General features: G+C 47.2%; 18 protein-coding genes. 11 read left to right on the top strand and 7 right to left on the bottom strand.

All coding sequences use genetic code 11. The annotated features are described in order from the left end of the window. The first annotated feature begins 27 nt into the window (after nt 1–27). The 5 genes from DBZ16_RS01300 to DBZ16_RS01285 all read left to right on the top strand — a co-directional run bounded on the left by DBZ16_RS01300 (nt 28) and on the right by DBZ16_RS01285 (nt 3,823). Nucleotides 28–456: a hypothetical protein gene (locus tag DBZ16_RS01300; RefSeq protein ID WP_107812653.1), complete on the top strand. Its 429-nt coding sequence runs from the start codon at nt 28–30 to the stop codon at nt 454–456. Between the two features lie 12 nt (nt 457–468). After that, nucleotides 469–594 carry a hypothetical protein gene (locus tag DBZ16_RS16485; protein ID WP_276308299.1) on the top strand — a complete coding sequence of 42 codons (126 nt, stop codon included), beginning with the start codon at nt 469–471 and terminating at the stop codon, nt 592–594. A gap of 67 nt (nt 595–661) precedes the next feature. Next, complete coding sequence (gene yddG / locus DBZ16_RS01295; RefSeq protein WP_159070276.1) at nt 662–1,585, top strand: aromatic amino acid DMT transporter YddG; 924 nt, start codon at nt 662–664, stop codon at nt 1,583–1,585. A gap of 122 nt (nt 1,586–1,707) precedes the next feature. Beyond that, a complete protein-coding gene (locus tag DBZ16_RS01290; RefSeq protein WP_107812651.1) occupies nt 1,708–2,181 on the top strand; it encodes a hypothetical protein in 474 nt (157 codons plus the stop codon). A gap of 298 nt (nt 2,182–2,479) precedes the next feature. Beyond that, nucleotides 2,480–3,823: an aldehyde dehydrogenase family protein gene (locus DBZ16_RS01285; RefSeq protein ID WP_107812650.1), complete on the top strand. Its 1,344-nt coding sequence runs from the start codon at nt 2,480–2,482 to the stop codon at nt 3,821–3,823. A 124-nt stretch (nt 3,824–3,947) separates the two neighbouring features. Here DBZ16_RS01285 and DBZ16_RS01280 read toward each other — a convergent pair whose 3' ends face one another. Next, complete coding sequence (locus DBZ16_RS01280) at nt 3,948–4,802, bottom strand: YgfZ/GcvT domain-containing protein (RefSeq protein WP_107812649.1); 855 nt, start codon at nt 4,800–4,802, stop codon at nt 3,948–3,950. A 228-nt stretch (nt 4,803–5,030) separates the two neighbouring features. Here DBZ16_RS01280 and DBZ16_RS01275 point away from each other — a divergent pair, with 228 nt between their 5' ends. The 3 genes from DBZ16_RS01275 to recR all read left to right on the top strand — a co-directional run bounded on the left by DBZ16_RS01275 (nt 5,031) and on the right by recR (nt 8,153). Continuing rightward, nucleotides 5,031–5,381 (top strand): ArsC family reductase, encoded by a 351-nt coding sequence (locus DBZ16_RS01275; RefSeq protein ID WP_107812648.1) that lies wholly within the window; start codon nt 5,031–5,033, stop codon nt 5,379–5,381. A gap of 125 nt (nt 5,382–5,506) precedes the next feature. Next, nucleotides 5,507–7,357, top strand: a complete 1,851-nt coding sequence (locus tag DBZ16_RS01270; protein ID WP_107812647.1) for a SurA N-terminal domain-containing protein — start codon at nt 5,507–5,509, stop codon at nt 7,355–7,357. Between the two features lie 190 nt (nt 7,358–7,547). Further along, nucleotides 7,548–8,153, top strand: coding sequence for a recombination mediator RecR (recR, locus tag DBZ16_RS01265; RefSeq protein ID WP_107812646.1), 606 nt, complete (start codon nt 7,548–7,550; stop codon nt 8,151–8,153). A 56-nt stretch (nt 8,154–8,209) separates the two neighbouring features. Here recR and DBZ16_RS01260 read toward each other — a convergent pair whose 3' ends face one another. Further along, nucleotides 8,210–8,497, bottom strand: coding sequence for a hypothetical protein (locus DBZ16_RS01260; protein WP_003760695.1), 288 nt, complete (start codon nt 8,495–8,497; stop codon nt 8,210–8,212). A gap of 224 nt (nt 8,498–8,721) precedes the next feature. Between DBZ16_RS01260 and DBZ16_RS01255 the strand changes: the two genes are divergently transcribed. Then, nucleotides 8,722–9,972: a lipoprotein-releasing ABC transporter permease subunit gene (locus DBZ16_RS01255; protein ID WP_107812645.1), complete on the top strand. Its 1,251-nt coding sequence runs from the start codon at nt 8,722–8,724 to the stop codon at nt 9,970–9,972. After that, a complete protein-coding gene (gene lolD, locus DBZ16_RS01250) occupies nt 9,965–10,645 on the top strand; it encodes a lipoprotein-releasing ABC transporter ATP-binding protein LolD (RefSeq protein WP_107812644.1) in 681 nt (226 codons plus the stop codon). Before DBZ16_RS01255 ends, lolD begins: the two co-directional genes overlap by 8 nt. Before the next feature lie 88 nt (nt 10,646–10,733). Here the strand turns inward: lolD and aroA are convergent, their stop codons facing one another. From aroA to DBZ16_RS16235, 5 genes are all read right to left on the bottom strand, one after another. Then, nucleotides 10,734–12,032: a 3-phosphoshikimate 1-carboxyvinyltransferase gene (aroA, locus tag DBZ16_RS01245; RefSeq protein ID WP_107812643.1), complete on the bottom strand. Its 1,299-nt coding sequence runs from the start codon at nt 12,030–12,032 to the stop codon at nt 10,734–10,736. Nucleotides 12,033–12,381: 349 nt separating this feature from the next. Further along, nucleotides 12,382–12,708, bottom strand: a complete 327-nt coding sequence (locus DBZ16_RS01240) for a low molecular weight protein tyrosine phosphatase family protein (protein WP_003756693.1) — start codon at nt 12,706–12,708, stop codon at nt 12,382–12,384. A gap of 71 nt (nt 12,709–12,779) precedes the next feature. Further along, entirely contained in the window at nt 12,780–12,995 is a 216-nt protein-coding gene (locus tag DBZ16_RS01235) for a hypothetical protein (RefSeq protein WP_040668071.1), read from the bottom strand. Nucleotides 12,996–13,163: 168 nt separating this feature from the next. Further along, nucleotides 13,164–14,477 (bottom strand): replication-associated recombination protein A, encoded by a 1,314-nt coding sequence (locus DBZ16_RS01230; protein WP_107812642.1) that lies wholly within the window; start codon nt 14,475–14,477, stop codon nt 13,164–13,166. Nucleotides 14,478–14,541: 64 nt separating this feature from the next. Beyond that, nucleotides 14,542–15,942 carry a hypothetical protein gene (locus tag DBZ16_RS16235; RefSeq protein WP_240593946.1) on the bottom strand — a complete coding sequence of 467 codons (1,401 nt, stop codon included), beginning with the start codon at nt 15,940–15,942 and terminating at the stop codon, nt 14,542–14,544. Between the two features lie 157 nt (nt 15,943–16,099). Here DBZ16_RS16235 and DBZ16_RS01220 point away from each other — a divergent pair, with 157 nt between their 5' ends. Beyond that, on the top strand, nt 16,100–16,477 hold the full coding sequence (locus DBZ16_RS01220) for a hypothetical protein (RefSeq protein WP_080614307.1): 378 nt from the start codon (nt 16,100–16,102) through the stop codon (nt 16,475–16,477). The last annotated feature ends 59 nt before the right edge of the window (nt 16,478–16,536 follow it).

Genomic DNA, 16,536 nt, shown 5'->3' with positions numbered 1-16,536 from the left:
TATAAAGCTGCCGTCGGAGGTAATCAGATGATTGAATTTAATGATTTTATAAAAGAAGTAAATAAAAAATTTCAAGATGAGCTATGGGCTGATTTTGAATCCAAATTTTTTGGAGATAATTTATTTATTAAAGTAGGAATAGATTTTTCTTATAGCCATCAGTTTGAACTGTATATTCAAAATGCGCGCATGAATAAATCGATTGAGGAATGGACGGTAGATTTGAAGAGAAATCAAATCATATATCTGAAAGATAGGGAAATTTATTTTATAACGGATGTCGATGAAAAAATAATGGTAAAAGGGGAAAGGTATTTTGTTAATTTGTTGACGACTATTTACCATTTGAATCCTTCTGATAGTTTGACAAATTACATAATCAACCCAGAACTGATGAATTTTCCTACTGTTTCAAATGTTACGGTAAATAACTATTTTGAAGAGTTGCGATTGTAATAAGTGCCAGTCATGACTGACATGAAATTGAATTCGTCTCTAGGGGAAGGGATATTAAATTCAGAAAACAGCAAAAGGTCGTCTGAAAACAGTTTGGCAGTATCTGCACTCGTGTTTTCAGACGACCTTTCCTCTTGATTATGCAAACAGGAGGCGTAAAATATCAAAAAATTACACAATAAAACAAATTCCAACACAACACATCATGAACCGTCTGCTCCAACACGCATTTACCCCCAATCAAGCCACATCCATAGGTCTGCTTGCCGTAGCCTTTTGGAGTTCCGTAGTCGGATTGATACGCGCCTTGAGCCTGCACATGGGTGCAGTCGGCGGTGCGGCGGTGATGTACAGCCTTTCCACTTTGTTGCTTTGGGCTATTTTCGGATTGCCGAATCTGCGGCAGTTCAGCCGCAGCTACCTTTTTTGGGCGAGCATTTTTTTCGTCGGCTGCGAATTGTGCCTGTCTCTTTCCATCGGTTTTGCCGACAACGCACGCCAAGCGGTCGAAGTCGGCATGGTCAATTATCTTTGGCCGACGTTTACCATCATCGGCGCGGTTTGGTTTAACAAGCAGCCCGCAAAATGGTGGATAGGCATAGGCTTTGTCTTGTCGTTTGTAGGCATTGCCACCGTTTTAGGCGGTGACGGCGGATTCTCTTTGCCCGAGATTATCGGCAACGTCCGAACCAATCCGCTCAGTTACATCATGGCATTGTTGGACGCGCTGTTTTGGGCGGCATACTGCACCCTGACCGCCAGAACCAAAGCGCAGGGCAATGCCGTCGGTTTTTTCTTCCTCCTCGTCTCCTGCATCCTGTGGGCAAAATATTTCGCAGGCGGCTACGGCAGCCTTCATTTCGAGACCGGCGCCATACTTTATGCCGTTGCCGCCGCAGCCTGCATGGGCTTGGGCTATGCGGTTTGGAACATCGGCATTTCACGCGGCAATATGACCGTTTTGGCAGGCGCTTCCTATTTCATTCCCATTTTTTCTGCTCTCATTTCCTCCTTCCTGCTCAATGCGCCCCTGTCTGTACAGTTTTGGCAGGGCGCGATTATGGTCTGCATCGGCTCAGGCGTGTGCTGGCTTGCGACGCAGAACTTCAGTTTCAGACGAGTCGAATAGTTTGGCCCTTACATCAGGTTTTTTGAAAATATCAAAAAGGTCGTCTGAATATTTTCAGACGACCTTTTATTGTATTTTCAGCCAAATTTTATTTACCATGTCTTTTCATATATAGGTTAAACATGAAATTTAAATATTATATTATTTCTTTATTTTTCTCGTTGTTTTGCATTCTTTTGTCAGGTATTTTTATTGCTCCCTATGGCTTGAATTTTAAAGGTGAGGAGCAATCCTTCAATGAGGCAACAATGCTGATTTCCTCCCCTAATAGAGGAGAAAGAAAGATTAAGCTTGAAACAGGATTAAGATCATACTGGCTATCTTGTTACGGACTTGATGATTTATGTAAAATGGAAAATATAAATAAAAGATTCCCTATAACAAATGCAAAAATATTATTATTAAACCCCAATGAAACAAACTTTTTAAATGGCGTTTTAGTTTCGTATTACAAAAATGATATATTTTATTCAAACAAAAAAATAACGAAGGATGTGAATTTACTTGCAATATTAGCTTATAACTCAGTATTTTGTTTAAAGTTGGCAGTATTCTTTTTATTACTTTCTCTTTTCTTTTTCATTAAAAGGATTTAATCAAGTCGCGTTATTCAGAAGGTGCGGCATTTGGGTGGTCAGAACAAGACGGCTGATTCCTCGATAAATTCAGCAGTTTCTACAAAATCAGGGGATGGGAATGGCAAAATTTAAGCGTTATTAGCGAATGACATAAATTCCTTTTAGTCTGGGTTGTCTGCCCGGAAAGGACTGTGTAGAGATGTTCTATCCGAGTTTGCTATATAATCGCGTTTCTTTGACGAACAAACGTCGTCTGAAAACATACCTTGTTTTTCAGACGACCTAAAATAAAACCGACATACAAAGGAGCCGAACCATGTTTCACAGCATCAACGCCTATACCAGCGAAACCCTTTGCCGCCATCCTGCGCAGAGTTATGCAGAGTTTGCGCAAGAATTGGCAGCGTTGAAGGTGCGTCAACAGGCGTTTGCGCAGTTGGGCGTTACCGGGCGGACTGCTTTGCTGCAAACCTTTGCCGAGCGTTTGGCGCAAAACAAAGAGTGGCTTGCGGAAATGGTTTGCGAAGAAGTTGGACGCTGTTTGCATGAATGCCGTGCCGAACTGGATAAATCCGTCGAGCTCATCCGATATTACGTCCGCCTTGCCCCTGAGTTGCTGGCGCATAAGACCATTGCCACACAGGCGAGCCTCAGTCAGGTGCGTTTTGAGCCGTTGGGCGTTGTGCTTGCCGTCATGCCGTGGAACTATCCTGTCTGGCAGGTTTTGCGTTTCGCCGTTCCTGCCCTGTGCGCGGGAAACGCTTGCGCCGTCAAACCCGCGCCCAGTGTTCCGCGGGTCAGCGCTGCGCTGCTGGAACTGGTTTCAGACGACCTCCCGTTGATTGGCGCATGGCTGGACAACGACGATACGTTGAAGGCCATTGAAGACACCGACGCGATGGCGTTTACCGGCTCGACGCGAACCGGCCGCCTGCTCGCCGCCCATGCGGGAATGCACCTCAAGAAAACCGTCCTCGAACTCGGCGGCAGCAACCCTTTCATTGTCATGCCCGATGCGGATCTCGAACGCGCCGCTGTCGAAGCCTGTTATTCGCGTTTCCGCGACGCGGGTCAATCTTGCAACGCAGCCAAACGAATCGTCGTAACCGAAGCAGTTGCCGACCGCTTCATTCCCCTGTTCCTTGCCGAATGCGCCAAATTGCAAACGGGCGATCCCAAAGACCCTGCGACCACACTTGCTCCGCTGCACCGCGAAGACTTACGCGCAAACGTACACGCTCAAGTGCAGGACGCAGTCTCACATGGCGCAGAGGTTTTGACGGGTGGATTCATTCCCGAAGGAAAGGGCTGGTTTTACCCCGCCACCGTGTTGGACAAAGTGAATCCCGACTGCCGCGTTTGGAATGAAGAGGTTTTCGGGCCGGTTGCCATGATTTTGCGGGCAAAGGACGAGGAACACGCCGTCGCCCTTGCCAACGATACGCCCTACGGATTGGGCGCCAGTATCTATATCGCCGATACCCGCCGCGCATGGGATTTTGCCGAAAAAATCCAAGCAGGCTCGGTCTTTATCAACCGCCACACCAGCAGCGACCTGCGCCTTCCCTTTGGCGGCGTCAAAGCCTCAGGTTACGGACGGGAATTGTCTGAATTCGGGCTGTATGAATTTGTGAACGTGAAAACGTATTGGCAAAAATAAGGAATGATTGAAAAAGGTCGTCTGAAAACGCTGGGATTATCTATGCTTCGTTTTCAGACGACCTTTTTGTCGTGTGCAGAAGATGTAGCAGATGACTTAACGCTTATTACGCTATCGCCGCGCTTCAAGCATCAACTGTAAAGAACAAGGTTTCTTGTTTTAAAGCATTGCCGTCGGCATCGGTCAAATCGGCGTGCGCTGCGGAAAATTTGATAACTGCAAGGCTCAGGCTGCCGCTATCGGTCAGCGCGGTATTGATGATTTGTCCGGCCTCTTCGCCTCCGTTTTGAACGGCAACGCCTGCGGCTTCCAATGAATCGCCCTGCAAAACAGCCAGCCCGCGTTTGACTTGTCCGCGATATTGGGCGCGGGCGATGATTTCTTGTCCCGGATAGCAGCCTTTTTTGAAATGTACGCCGCCGATGATATGTTGGTTGAGCATTTGGGCGACAGCGGTTTCTTTGGTTGCCGTCGAAATCCATGCGTAGCCGCTGCGGATTTCATGCAGATTCCAGGCGTTTTCGGCTGCTGCGTCATATTCGGGCAGACGTCCGGTTTCTCCGATTTTCAGACGACCTGAATGGGGCAGGGTAATGGTATATAAACCTTCGTCTGCTTGGGCAGAAAAGGACAGGGTTGGTTCGGAAGCGGGGGATGGAGAGGCAGTTTCGTCCAACTCGCCTGCGACGGCTAAATCGGGCAGCGGTTCGAAGATGACCTTGGCTCTCAGAACGAACATGCGCAACCGTTTGACAATGGCTTCGGTCAAATCCTGCGCCATAATCAGCAGCAAATCCTCTCCGCGATTGAGGACGATCATATTTGCCAACACGCGCCCTTTCGGGGTGTTGTAAGTGGCATAGCAGGCGGTATTTTCGTTCAAGTGATTGATGTCGTTGGATAATTGACCGTGAAGAAAGGAGGCTCTGTCCTCCCCGCTGACTCGGACGACACCAAAAAATGGCAGGCGGGTTTGCATGTGGAATCCTTTGTCGGGTAGCAATGGAATGGTTCGATATTATAAGAACAAATGCTTGATGAAAAAAGCTGTTCAATTGGTGGCGCGTAAAAAGGTCGTCTGAAACGGTTTCAGACGACCCATCATCAGTTATTCGTCTTAATAGGCAGGACGGTTGTCTTGTTCTGGACGAAAGGAAAATCAGATAAAATGGCGGTCATTTAGAATTAAGAAGGAAAAGAGTTCAAGATGATTCAGTTATACGGCATTCCCAATTGCGATACGGTGAAAAAAGCCCGCAAATGGTTGGAAGAACATGGCGTTGATTTTCAATTTGTGGATTTTAAAAAGAATCCGCCGCAAGTTGAAACGATAAGCAAATGGTTGGAGCAGATACCCTTGGAGGTTTTGTTGAACAAACGCGGTACGACGTGGCGCAAGCTGGATGAGCAAGCCCAAGCTGCTGCGGCTACTGTCGATGGCGCGGTTCGATTGATGGCGGAACAGCCCAGCATCATCAAGCGTCCGGTTTTGGAAAAGGAGGGGCAGTTTTTCGTCGGCTTTTCCGAAGAAAACTATCAAGAAATTTTTTCAAAATAACACGATACGGCGGGATAGGGTCGTCTGAAAAATAAGTCGGACTATCGTTCTGCCAAGAGTGCATAACAAGGCAAAACGCGCTACAATGCGCGTTTGCTATTTTAACCATTACGTCTTCAGATAATATGTTCCATACCGTTGAAAAATATAAAACTCCAGCCCAGATTTTGTTGGGTTTGATTGCGCTGACTTTTGTCGGCTTCGGTGTCAGCACGGTTGCTGCGCCCGGCTCTGATTTTATCGTCAAAATAGGGGATGAAAAAATCAGTGAGTATTCTTTGAACGATGCGTTGCAAGGTGAGCAGCTTCAAGGTCAAAGCCCGTCGCGAGGAGCCGTATTCCAATCTTTGGTTCAACGCGCCTATCTGAAGGAAGGTGCCAAGCTGATGGGTGTGGAAGTTTCCCAAGATCAGCTTAAACAACTGATTGTGGACGATCCTACCTTTCACGATCAAAACGGTAAATTCAGCCAACAAATCTTTTCAAACTTCCTGAGCCAGCGCCATATGACGGAAGATCAGTTTATCGCTGATATCCGCGAGCGTTATGCGTTGCAAAGTTTGATCAATTTGGTGCAAAACGGTGCGATTGTCAGCGATGCGCAAGCGGAGCAACTGGTTAAGCTGACTCAGGCAACCCGCGATATCCGTTCGGTAACATTCAATCCTGAAGCCTTTGTTTCTCAAGTAAAAGTCGATGATGCCGCATTGAAGGCATATTATGAGGCGCACAAAAAAGATTATCTGATTCCGCAAGGCGTGAAATTAGAATACATTGCACTGAGTGCAAAAGACTTGGCGGATAAGCAGACTGTCAGCGAAGACGAAGTGAAAAAAGCATTTGATGAACAGGCGCCCCGTCTTTCGCCCCGCCGTGAAATTGCCCACATCTTCTTCCCGGTTCCCCAAGATGCCGATGAGGAGGTACGCGCGGCAATCAAAGCCGAAGCAGACAAAGTTGCGGCAGAGCTGAAAGCCAAGCCGACCGATTTTGCTGCGCTGGCGCAAAAATATTCGAAAGACACTACATCTGCTTCCAAAGGCGGCAACTTAGGCTATCTTTCAAAAGACGGCGGCTTGGGTACGGATTTGGAAAACGTGGCATTCTCGCTGCCTAAAGGTGGAATCAGCGATGTGGTTCAAACGCCAGTCGGTTACGATATCGTCCAAGTTTTGAATATTGAAGACAAAGTGTCTTTTGAGCATGAAAAAGCCCGTATTGAAGCTGATTTGAAGCTGAAAAAAGCCGCTTCAGAATTCAATTCGGCAAAAGAAAAGCTTTCTGAAGAAGCATTTAATACGCCGACTTCCCTGGCGGATGTCGCCAAGAAAACAAATCTGAAACTGGAAAGTTTGGATCAAGATTGGTTGACTCAAGCCAACGGTAAAGCAGCAGGTTTGCCCGATGCGTTGATTAATGCGGCATTCAGTGAAGATGTGTTGAAGAAAAAACACAATTCCGATCTGATTTCCATGGACAAAGATACGGTTTGGGTCATTCGTGTCAAAGAAGTCAGGGAAGAAAAAACCGCGCCTTTCGCTGATGTTCAAGAAGAAGTGCGTTTGGCTTATCTGCGTAGCGAGGCTGCAAAACTGGCGGACAAAAAAGCCAAAGAAGCCATCGAGGCTTTGAAGGCAGGCAAGGCAGTTGACTTGAAATGGTCGGAAGTATCGAAATTGAGTGCGCAAGATGCACGCCGGACCATGGCACCCGAAGCGTACAACGAACTGATTAAAGCCCGTCCGCAAAATGGCAAACCTGCATACGCCATGCTGCTGGAAGGCATGCCGGCTCCTGTAATTGTTGAAGTGCAGAACATTGCAGCGCCGGAAAATGTCGCTTCCCAAATTCCTGCTACCAAACAAATGCTGGCGCAACAGCAATCTGCCAACATTTTTGATGAATTGCTGCGTTATTTCAGCAAGGAAATCAAAAGCGAGCAAGGTGCGCAAAAAGTCGATAATTCAACAGAATAAGCAGTTGATGAACGAGCAGGCGGCAACGATAGCGTACATGATTGCCCGCTTGGCTTAAACAGAATAAAACGGTCGGAGAAAATCCGACCGTTTTCATTATATAATCAGCCTTTTCTTCACTATTGATATAGTGGATTCGCTACTATTATCCCGATTTTCCTGTCTTTCGGTTAGAGGTCGTCTGAATACCATGAGCAAAGCTCCCGATGCTTTTACGCGGCTGATTAATGCCTTGAAAATTCTACCCAATGTCGGTCCCAAATCCGCGCAACGCATGGCGCATCAATTGCTGCAAAGCAAGCGGGAGCAGGCGCAGGAGTTGGTTGATGCTTTGCAATACGCATTAAAGCAAGTCCAGCATTGCAGGATGTGCAACACATTTTGCGAAGGGAGTTTGTGCGATATTTGTTCCGACGAATCACGGGACAAACGCCGCCTGATGATCGTCCATATGCCGGCAGATGTTTCCAATATGGAAACTGCGAATTGCCATGATGGTTTGTATTTTGTGCTGATGGGGCAAATCAGTCCCGCGCAAGGAATGGATGTGAGCGCCATCGCATTGGATAAACTGGTGACGAGATTGCAGAATGCCGATGTCGAAGAAATCATCATTGCAACAAACTTTACTGCCGAAGGTGATGCGACAGCATATGTGTTGGCAGAATTATTTAAAAATCTTCCATACAAAGTCAGCCGTCTTGCCAGAGGTATTCCTTTAGGCGGAGAGCTGGAATACGTCGATGCAGGAACTTTGGCGCAGGCCGTTTATGAAAGGCGCGCAGTTAAAGAATAAACAATAAGGTCGTCTGAAAACGCATTTCAGACGACCTTATTTCAAACAAAGCCGGTTTATTTGCAGCTTACGCCTTGAATTTGCGGAGTATCGCCGCTGCCTACTTTGAAGGCACATTTGGTGGCGCTGCTGCCAGATACGGTGACGACACCGCTGCCTGCGGTCAGGCTAACCGGTTCTTTAACACCCATACCGACTGCGGTTGCGGCAAGTTTTTGCACGTCGGCAGCGGAATAGGACGTATTGTTCGAACTGATTTTAATCTCCTTAGCCGCATACGCATTTGCACTGAATGCCAATCCGGCAGCGGCAACGGATAATGCTAAGAATTTTGTGATGTTCATTAATGGTTTTCCTTTTTGATGGCGGTAAGCTTTACCGCGATTTCAGAATAAGGCCGAATAGATGATTGTGCAAGTTTTTCGACCGATTTTACGGTAGCCCTGAATAAGAAGACTTTGGTTTACAAATTGCGATGTCTCTATTCTCGGTCGTTTCGGCGTATTCAGACGACCTGTCGGTTTTACGGTACAATAAGCGTTTTTTGACAAACGGATGAGGCATATAAATGGCTTCTTTAGAGACTTGGATAGGACTGCGCTATTTGCGGGCAAAAAAACGCAATGGCTTCATGTCGTTTATCACCGTCATTTCTATTGTAGGTATTGCACTCGGTGTGATGGCTTTGATTGTCGTATTGTCTGTCATGGCGGGCTTCCAGCGGGATATACGCGGGCAGCTTTTGAAAGTGGCTCCTCATGCCGAAATGGGTTATTACGATAACGGCAACGGTAAAAGCTGGGAGAGCCTGCGCGAGATTATTAAAGGGCGCAAAGAGGTGCTTCAGTCGGCACCTTATGTTTCCGGACAGGCATTGCTGGCAAATGCGGGTGAGGTCCAAGGCGTTCAAATCCGCGGGATTTTGCCTGATGAAGAAAAAAAGATCGTTGAATACAGTAAAGAAATGCCTGTGGGCAGTTTTGATGATTTGAAGCCGGGCGAATTCGATATTATTTTGGGACAGGATTTGGCTGAGTCTTTGGATGTAAAGGTTGGTGAAAAAATCACTGTCGTTACGCCTGAAGGCAACGTGACGCCAGCCGGTGTTGTACCTCGTCTGAAACAGTTCAAAGTTGTCGGCTTGGTCAAAACCAAAATCCATGAATTGAACACTACTCTGGCATTGACGCACATGAAAGATGCCCAAGTCTTGTACCGTCTGGATGAAAATGCGGCAGGCTTGAGATTGAAACTCGCCGATCCGATCAATGCGCCGTCGTTTACCGAAACACTACTGCCGAAAAATCTGCAAGAAGAAGTATGGTTGCGCGATTGGACATACACCAACCGCAGTTATTTCGAGGCTGTAGAAATGGAGAAAAGAGTGATGTTCATCATTCTGCTGCTGATTGTTGCCGTAGCCACCTTTAACTTGGTTTCTTCTTTGGTCATGGCGGTTACAGAAAAACAAGCCGATATTGCCATTTTGAGGACTTTGGGTGTCTCCCCGGGCAGCATTATGAAAATTTTTATGGTGCAGGGCGTATTTGCCGGCTTTTTCGGTACCTTGACCGGTGTGATTACCGGTGTCACGCTGGCTTTGAACGTGGGCAGTATTGTCAAACAGTTAGAGAGTTGGTTTGGTTTCCAATTCATCAAACCGCAAGTTTATTTCATTGATTATATCCCGAGTGATGTCAGTATTCATGATGTTGTGCTGATAGCCTGCATTTCCCTGATTTTGTCGTTTATCGCTACGCTCTATCCAAGCTGGCGTGCTGCAAGAACCCAACCGGCGGAGGCTTTGCGCTATGAATAAAGTAGTTTTGAAATGCGATAATGTCAGCAAAAGCTACAAAGATGGTCAATTGAATGTCAACGTTTTGAATCAGTTGAGGCTAGAAGTGCTCGAAGGTCAAAGCGTCAGCATTATCGGTTCGTCCGGTAGCGGCAAATCGACTTTGATGCACATTTTGGGCGGTTTGGATAAGCCGACTTCCGGCAGCGTGGTGCTGATGGGGCAGGATTTGAGTCAGTTGGGACAGAAGCAACTGGGTCTGCTGCGTAATCAGTATTTGGGTTTCGTGTACCAGTTCCACCATTTGCTGCCTGAATTTTCCGCTTTGGAAAACGTCATGATGCCGCTTTTAATCGGTAAGATGAAAAAAGCCGAAGCAGAACAGCGTGCGGTTGAAATGTTGGAAAAAGCAGGTTTGAAACAACGCATACAGCACCGCCCCAGCGAGCTTTCCGGTGGAGAACGCCAACGTGCCGCCATTGCGCGCGCGCTGGTGACGCGTCCGAAATGCCTGCTTGCCGATGAGCCGACAGGTAATCTTGACCGTAAAAATGCGCAAAATGTACTCGATATGATGCTGGACCTGAAATCTGAGTTGAATACCAGTCTGATTGTGGTGACACATGATGACGAATTGGCTGGACGCTTTGATCGGGTCATGTTGATGCACGACGGACGCTTGGAAGAGCAGTAACTATCTGGCAAATACGCAAAGGTCGTCTGAAAAAGCAATGGATGCTTTTCAGACGACCTTTTTTGTTGGGGGAGAAACGTTCTCTGTTTTAAACCGCGTCGGTCAGCGATGAGAACACTTCAAAATAAGTCGGAAAGGTTTTATGGGTGCATTTCGGGTCGTTAATGACAACGGGTACGCCCAACAGGGAAACCAGCGAGAAACACATCGCCATGCGGTGGTCGTCGTAAGTGTCGATGACGGCGTTGGGAGTCAGCGTTTCAGGCGGGGTGATGTGAATCGCTTCGGCTTCTTCGACAACTTTAGCTCCAAGTTTGCGCAACTCGTTTGCCATCGCGGCAATGCGGTCGGTTTCTTTGACGCGCCATGAACCGATATTGCGCAGCGTACAGGGTTGTCCTGTGGCAAGCGCGACGATGGCGAGGGTCATGGCGGCATCGGGGATATGGTTTGCATCCAAATCAAAGGCTTGGATGGCGCGTTCTTTCGGGCGCGAGACTTCGACGAAGTTTTCGCCCCACACTACATCCGCACCGATTTTTTCCAGCTCTCGGGCAAAGGCGACATCGCCCTGTATGCTGTTTGCGCCGATGCCGGTAACGCGGATGGGCGTGGCGGCAATCAAACCGGCTGCGAGGAAGTAGGACGCGCTGGAAGCATCGCCTTCGACGTGTAAGTGTTCGGGCGCATGGTAGCGGGCATCGGCGGGGATTTTGAAGACGCGGTAGTCTTCATTGGCAACCTGTACGCCGAATTGCGCCATCAGTTTCAAGGTGATGTCGATGTAGGGCTTGGAAATCAACTCGCCGACCATACGGATTTCAAATGCCTGTCCGGTCAGCGGCAGCGCCATCAAGAGGGCGGTCAAAAACTGGCTGGACACATTGCCTTTAATCGGAATCACGCGCTCGCCACGGTCTTGGCGCTCGCTGATATGAAGCGGCGGATAGTGTTCGTTGCCGAGATATTCGACATCGGCGCCAGCAATCCGCAGCGCATCGACCAAATCGCCGATAGGGCGTTCGTGCATACGCGCAACGCCGTGCAGATGATAATCGCCGCCCAAAACCGCCAGCGCGGCAGTCAGCGGACGGAACGCCGTGCCTGCGTTGCCTAAAAACAAATCGGCAGTCCGATTGGGGAAACGTCCGCCTGTGCCGTGTACTTTCAGACGACCTTCGGCAAGATATTCGATTTCAACGCCGAGTTTATCGAGTGCTTCCAACATACGATCGGTATCGTCGGATTTGAGCAGGGAATGGATTTCGCAAGTGTTGTCGGACAAGGCGGCGAGCAGCAGAGTGCGGTTGCTGATGCTTTTGGAGCCGGGCAGAGCGACGGTGGCGGGCTTGAGCGAGGCGGCGGGGAGGCGGATGGATTCGGTCATGATGTTTGTTTAGGAAGCGGGAACGGAAAAAGGCATTATACGGCAGGGAGGGTCGTCTGAAAAACGTGGCTGCTGTGATTCAATGAATGATAGGCTTTAATCAGATAAACACGGCAAGGTGCATCTGAATGGTTTGTTGACGCATTCAACCTTGCCAACTGCGCCGCTGTCCACTCGCTCCGTCCGCGTAGGCGTGAGAATGAATTTCTAAGTGTGAAATAAAACAAACCGGATTACCATCAACTGGGAATCCGGTTTTTCTTTTGATGATTGGATTTTCAGACGACCTTTGGGGTCGTCTGAAACCTTATCCATACCCTTTACCTTTGCTTATTCAAGCTCTTATAGACTAGCTGTCAGACAAATACGGCTCGACGCTTTCCTTCAATATCTCGATCAATTCTTCGTCCATATAGCGGTAATCGTCAGGAATGTCCAAAACAATGATTTCCTTATGTTGCAAAGCTCGGGGAAACTGCGCCGACAGGCGGTTTTTATGCTTTTGTTCCATCACAAAAATCTTATCCGACCATGCGATGTCGTTGATGGAAACGGTGTGCCGTGCGTTAGGGCTTGTGCCTGCGGAACGGGTCTGTACGTTCGGATAGCGTCGGAATACCGCTTCAGCAGTGGGGCTGCGCCATTGGTTGCGGCTGCAAATAAAAAGTGCGTTCATAGAAATTAAAAAAGGCGGAGAAATATCCGCCTTGTGAAAATCATCTCGATTGAGTCGAAATGTGTTTTAAGTTAATCAAACCATTCGGCTTCAAATTCATGCTGCCTGAAGGGGTAAACAAAGCCCAGTTTTTGCGCGCGTTTGACTTTATTCCTGCGGAAATACATCAAATCCCACTTTTTCTCGAGCTTACCCTCAGAAGGGTTTTTGCCGTGTACGCGATGGCTGGGTCGTTTTGCTTGATGCCGCCGCCATGCACGGCTGCGACTGTGGTCTAAATTGTCCATTATCTGCTTTCTAACTTCGTTTCGGAAATCGGGTTCAGCAGCCGCGATTTTTTCTGTGTTCGATTATTCAGCAAGAAAAAGGAAAATCGGATTGTAGCCAAATTAGCTTGACGATACAAGCATTTGACCGTCGTTGTGGAACAGGTCGTCTGAAATGCGAGACGCCATTTACTTCTGCTTATCCAACGCCTCTTCATCCAGCGATTTCAACCATTCCAGCTTTTCGCCGATTTTGATTTCCAGCCCGCGCGGGACGGGTTGGTAGAAATCCGGTTCGTCCAAGCCGTCGGGCATATAGCTTTCACCGGCGGCGTAGGCGTTCGGTTCGTCGTGGGCGTAGCGGTATTCGCGTCCGTAGCCCAATTCCTTCATCAACTTGGTCGGGGCGTTGCGTAGGTGGACGGGTACTTCGTCGCTGGCGTTTTCTTTGACGAAGCGGCGCATTTGGTTGTATGCCTTGTAGCCCGCGTTGGATTTCGCGGCGGCGGCAAGGTACAGCACGGCTTGCGCCAGCGCGAGTTCGCCTTCGGGCGAGCCTAAGCGTTCGAAGGTGGCGGCGGCATCGTTGGCGATTTGGAAGGCGCGCGGGTCGGCAAGCCCGATGTCCTCCCACGCCATGCGCACGATGCGGCGGGCGAGGTAGCGCGGGTCAGTGCCGCCGTCGAGCATACGGCAGAACCAATACAGCGCGGCATTCGGATGCGAGCCGCGCACGGATTTGTGCAGGGCGGAGATTTGGTTGTAGAAACTCTCGCCGCCTTTGTCGAAACGGCGGATTTGCGCGCCCAAGCTGTCGACGAGAAATTCGGCGGTCAGGGTTTTCAGACGACGTGTGTCGGCGGCGCGTAAAAGTTGCTCCAATAAATTCAACAATCTGCGCGCATCGCCGTCGGCGGTATTGACGAGCAGCTCCTGCGCATCGGCTTCAATCGTGAAATCCCGGTATTCGGGCAATGCCAATACTTTGGCAATCAGTTTCTTGAGGTCGTCTGAAGACAAGGATTGCAAAACATACACCTGCGCGCGGCTCAACAGCGCGGGATTGACTTCAAACGACGGATTTTCCGTAGTCGCGCCGATAAAGGTCAGCAAACCGCTTTCGACATGGGGCAAAAACGCGTCCTGCTGCGCCTTGTTGAAGCGGTGGACTTCATCGACAAACAAAATCGTCGCGCGTCCCTGCTGCAAGGCGATTTCTGCCTTGTCGATTGCCTCGCGTATGTCCTTCACGCCGGAGAATACGGCGGAAACAGGCAGAAACTGGGCATTGAAACTCTGCGCCAAAATCCGCGCCAACGTCGTCTTGCCCACGCCCGGCGGCCCCCACAGCAACATAGAATGCGGTTTCCCGCCTTCCACCGCCACACGCAGCGGCTTGCCTTCGCCGATTAAATGCTGCTGCCCGATAACGTCATCAAGCGTATGCGGGCGCAGGCGTTCGGCAAGCGGCGCATCGGGTTGGCGGGTGAAAAGGTCGGACATGGCGGTTTCCGTGAAAGAGGGTTTTCAGACGACGTGGATTATAGCAGGTCGTCTGAAAGGAGGATTAACGCTCTTTGGGCATAATATCAATATAGTTTTCATTCAAAATTTGCAGGAATTTCCCACTGATAACGATACATTCTGTTGCTAATTTTGCGGCTTCCTTTTTTCCTTTGTTGTTTTCAACAGTTGGTGGGCAGAAGACCTTAGTGTCGCCTAAGTTCCAAGCCATGTAGCCGTATAGGGCGTTGTTGCGTTGTTCGGGGATTGAAGAACAGGTAATGTCTTTTTCTACTTTTTCTTTTTCTGAGAGCACAGAGCATTTAAATTTCTGTTTTAACTTGAATAAGTCATTTTTATCAATCCCACTAGTTTCTTGCAAGCCATTGTTTTGTTGAAAATTATTGTGTAATAAATACCATGAAGAGTTTTGTGGTATTTCTGTAAAACGAACTGGATAAAGCATACGCACAGAAAAATTTTCAGATAGTATTACTATCAAGAGTAATGAAAAAAAAGCAATCATACAAGGAAATATAAGAACTTTCTTATGATCATTTTTATTGTTTTTTTGGTGGCGAATGAAGCGAGAGACTAAGAAGACATTCAATAGCATCATTATGCCGAGAAAAAGTAAGTATAAGTATTGAGTTTCTTCTCCAGGCAACCAATCGTTAGTCATTATTATAAAAACTAAGGAGTATAAAAATGTTGTAGCAGATGAGAGTATAATTATCATTATAAAGAGTATTAATGTAGTAATTTCCTCTGTTATCTTATTTTTTCTTTTTTTATTCTTATTTTTAGAAAAATAATTTTTTAATTTTTTTAAAAAATCAATAATTTTAATTATATATATATTTTTTATATCATTATTTGAAAATATTATTAAATAAATTAAAGCTGGAATAGTAAAAATAATGATTATAGGAAACAAGATCAATGCTGATACTAGGTAGTATATTGCATAGAAAATAAATTTTAATATAAAAATTTCAATATCTTTCCTGTTTTTGATTGTTATTTGAATTAAATATACACTCACAGGGAGAAAAATAGCGATATATGAAATATATTCTAATATGATTTTAGGAAGATCATTGGATAAATATATATATGTAATTATTGCTATAAATGTTAAAGGAGCTATGGATAAGCATGGTAGCAGATTTTTAATAGCTATTTTTTCCTGTTTAACATCTTTCGATAAAGGGATAAGTATGTGAGGGAAAATATATGGGCTAATAAGGGCTATTATTGTTAATACAAATGTGATTAAAATAGATGCTAGACTAGAAGGATTTGATATTGCATCGGTAAAAACACTTGGCTGCCGGATGAAAGATAAGTAGCTGTAGGAAAGAAAGCCGCCTAATATCACTCCTGCTGAAGCTAAAATTGTTATCGATTTGCCGATTATTTCCAAGACTTCAACAAATGAAGATTTTTTCTTTGGTTTGTACATTTTGAATACCACTCCTTATTTCTATAAGATCATTCAATATTTTCCAAATTATACCCCACGTCTCCCAATCCCCCATCTCACACTGCTTACGGTATAATACGCGTTTGTTTAAAGACTTTGCGGGGCGTTTCAGACGACCTTGCGGCAAGGGATGGTTATGAATATGAAAAAGATGGTCGCCGTTGCTTCTGTGGCGGTGTTGTTGGGCGGTTGCGCTTATGATGCTGACTCGGCGTTCGGCGGTTTGGGCGGCGGTACGGGGATTGGCGGCAGCGTGGTGAAAATGGCGGTTGATCATCAATGCCGTTCGGAGTTGAACAAGCGTAATGAGTGGCGTTTGATTGCGCTGACGATGAGCGCGGACAAACAGCGCGAGTGGGAAGACAAAATCTGCGGCTGCGCGAGCGAGGAGGCGCCGAATCAGGTGTCCGCGCAAGAGTTGATGGATGTTTTGAATCCTTCTTCGCGCGATCGTGCGATTGCGTCGGTAACGGTGAAAACCGTCAATGCTTGTTTCAAGCGTTTGTATAGATAATGTTTTTCAGACGACCTCTGTGTATCGGGGTCGTCTGAAAGTTTATAGTGGATTAAGGT

The organism is Neisseria sicca (assembly GCF_003044565.1).
Classification (GTDB): Bacteria; Pseudomonadota; Gammaproteobacteria; order Burkholderiales; family Neisseriaceae; genus Neisseria; species Neisseria sicca_A.
Note: the sequence above shows the minus strand (reverse complement) of the source record. Positions and strands in the feature narration are given on the sequence as shown.

Excerpts from the sequence above, each read along its gene's own strand:
- lolD (WP_107812644.1), top strand. The coding sequence starts at position 9,965 with ATGAATAAAGTAGTTTTGAAATGCGATAATGTCAGCAAAAGCTACAAA.
- DBZ16_RS01240 (WP_003756693.1), bottom strand. The coding sequence starts at position 12,708 with ATGAACGCACTTTTTATTTGCAGCCGCAACCAATGGCGCAGCCCCACT.
- DBZ16_RS01235 (WP_040668071.1), bottom strand. The coding sequence starts at position 12,995 with ATGGACAATTTAGACCACAGTCGCAGCCGTGCATGGCGGCGGCATCAA.
- DBZ16_RS01255 (WP_107812645.1), top strand. The coding sequence starts at position 8,722 with ATGGCTTCTTTAGAGACTTGGATAGGACTGCGCTATTTGCGGGCAAAA.
- DBZ16_RS01275 (WP_107812648.1), top strand. The coding sequence starts at position 5,031 with ATGATTCAGTTATACGGCATTCCCAATTGCGATACGGTGAAAAAAGCC.
- DBZ16_RS01290 (WP_107812651.1), top strand. The coding sequence starts at position 1,708 with ATGAAATTTAAATATTATATTATTTCTTTATTTTTCTCGTTGTTTTGC.
- DBZ16_RS01300 (WP_107812653.1), top strand. The coding sequence starts at position 28 with ATGATTGAATTTAATGATTTTATAAAAGAAGTAAATAAAAAATTTCAA.
- recR (WP_107812646.1), top strand. The coding sequence starts at position 7,548 with ATGAGCAAAGCTCCCGATGCTTTTACGCGGCTGATTAATGCCTTGAAA.
- DBZ16_RS16235 (WP_240593946.1), bottom strand. The coding sequence starts at position 15,942 with ATGTACAAACCAAAGAAAAAATCTTCATTTGTTGAAGTCTTGGAAATA.
- DBZ16_RS01220 (WP_080614307.1), top strand. The coding sequence starts at position 16,100 with ATGAATATGAAAAAGATGGTCGCCGTTGCTTCTGTGGCGGTGTTGTTG.
- yddG (WP_159070276.1), top strand. The coding sequence starts at position 662 with ATGAACCGTCTGCTCCAACACGCATTTACCCCCAATCAAGCCACATCC.
- DBZ16_RS01285 (WP_107812650.1), top strand. The coding sequence starts at position 2,480 with ATGTTTCACAGCATCAACGCCTATACCAGCGAAACCCTTTGCCGCCAT.
- DBZ16_RS01280 (WP_107812649.1), bottom strand. The coding sequence starts at position 4,802 with ATGCAAACCCGCCTGCCATTTTTTGGTGTCGTCCGAGTCAGCGGGGAG.
- DBZ16_RS16485 (WP_276308299.1), top strand. The coding sequence starts at position 469 with ATGACTGACATGAAATTGAATTCGTCTCTAGGGGAAGGGATATTAAAT.
- DBZ16_RS01270 (WP_107812647.1), top strand. The coding sequence starts at position 5,507 with ATGTTCCATACCGTTGAAAAATATAAAACTCCAGCCCAGATTTTGTTG.
- aroA (WP_107812643.1), bottom strand. The coding sequence starts at position 12,032 with ATGACCGAATCCATCCGCCTCCCCGCCGCCTCGCTCAAGCCCGCCACC.
- DBZ16_RS01230 (WP_107812642.1), bottom strand. The coding sequence starts at position 14,477 with ATGTCCGACCTTTTCACCCGCCAACCCGATGCGCCGCTTGCCGAACGC.
- DBZ16_RS01260 (WP_003760695.1), bottom strand. The coding sequence starts at position 8,497 with ATGAACATCACAAAATTCTTAGCATTATCCGTTGCCGCTGCCGGATTG.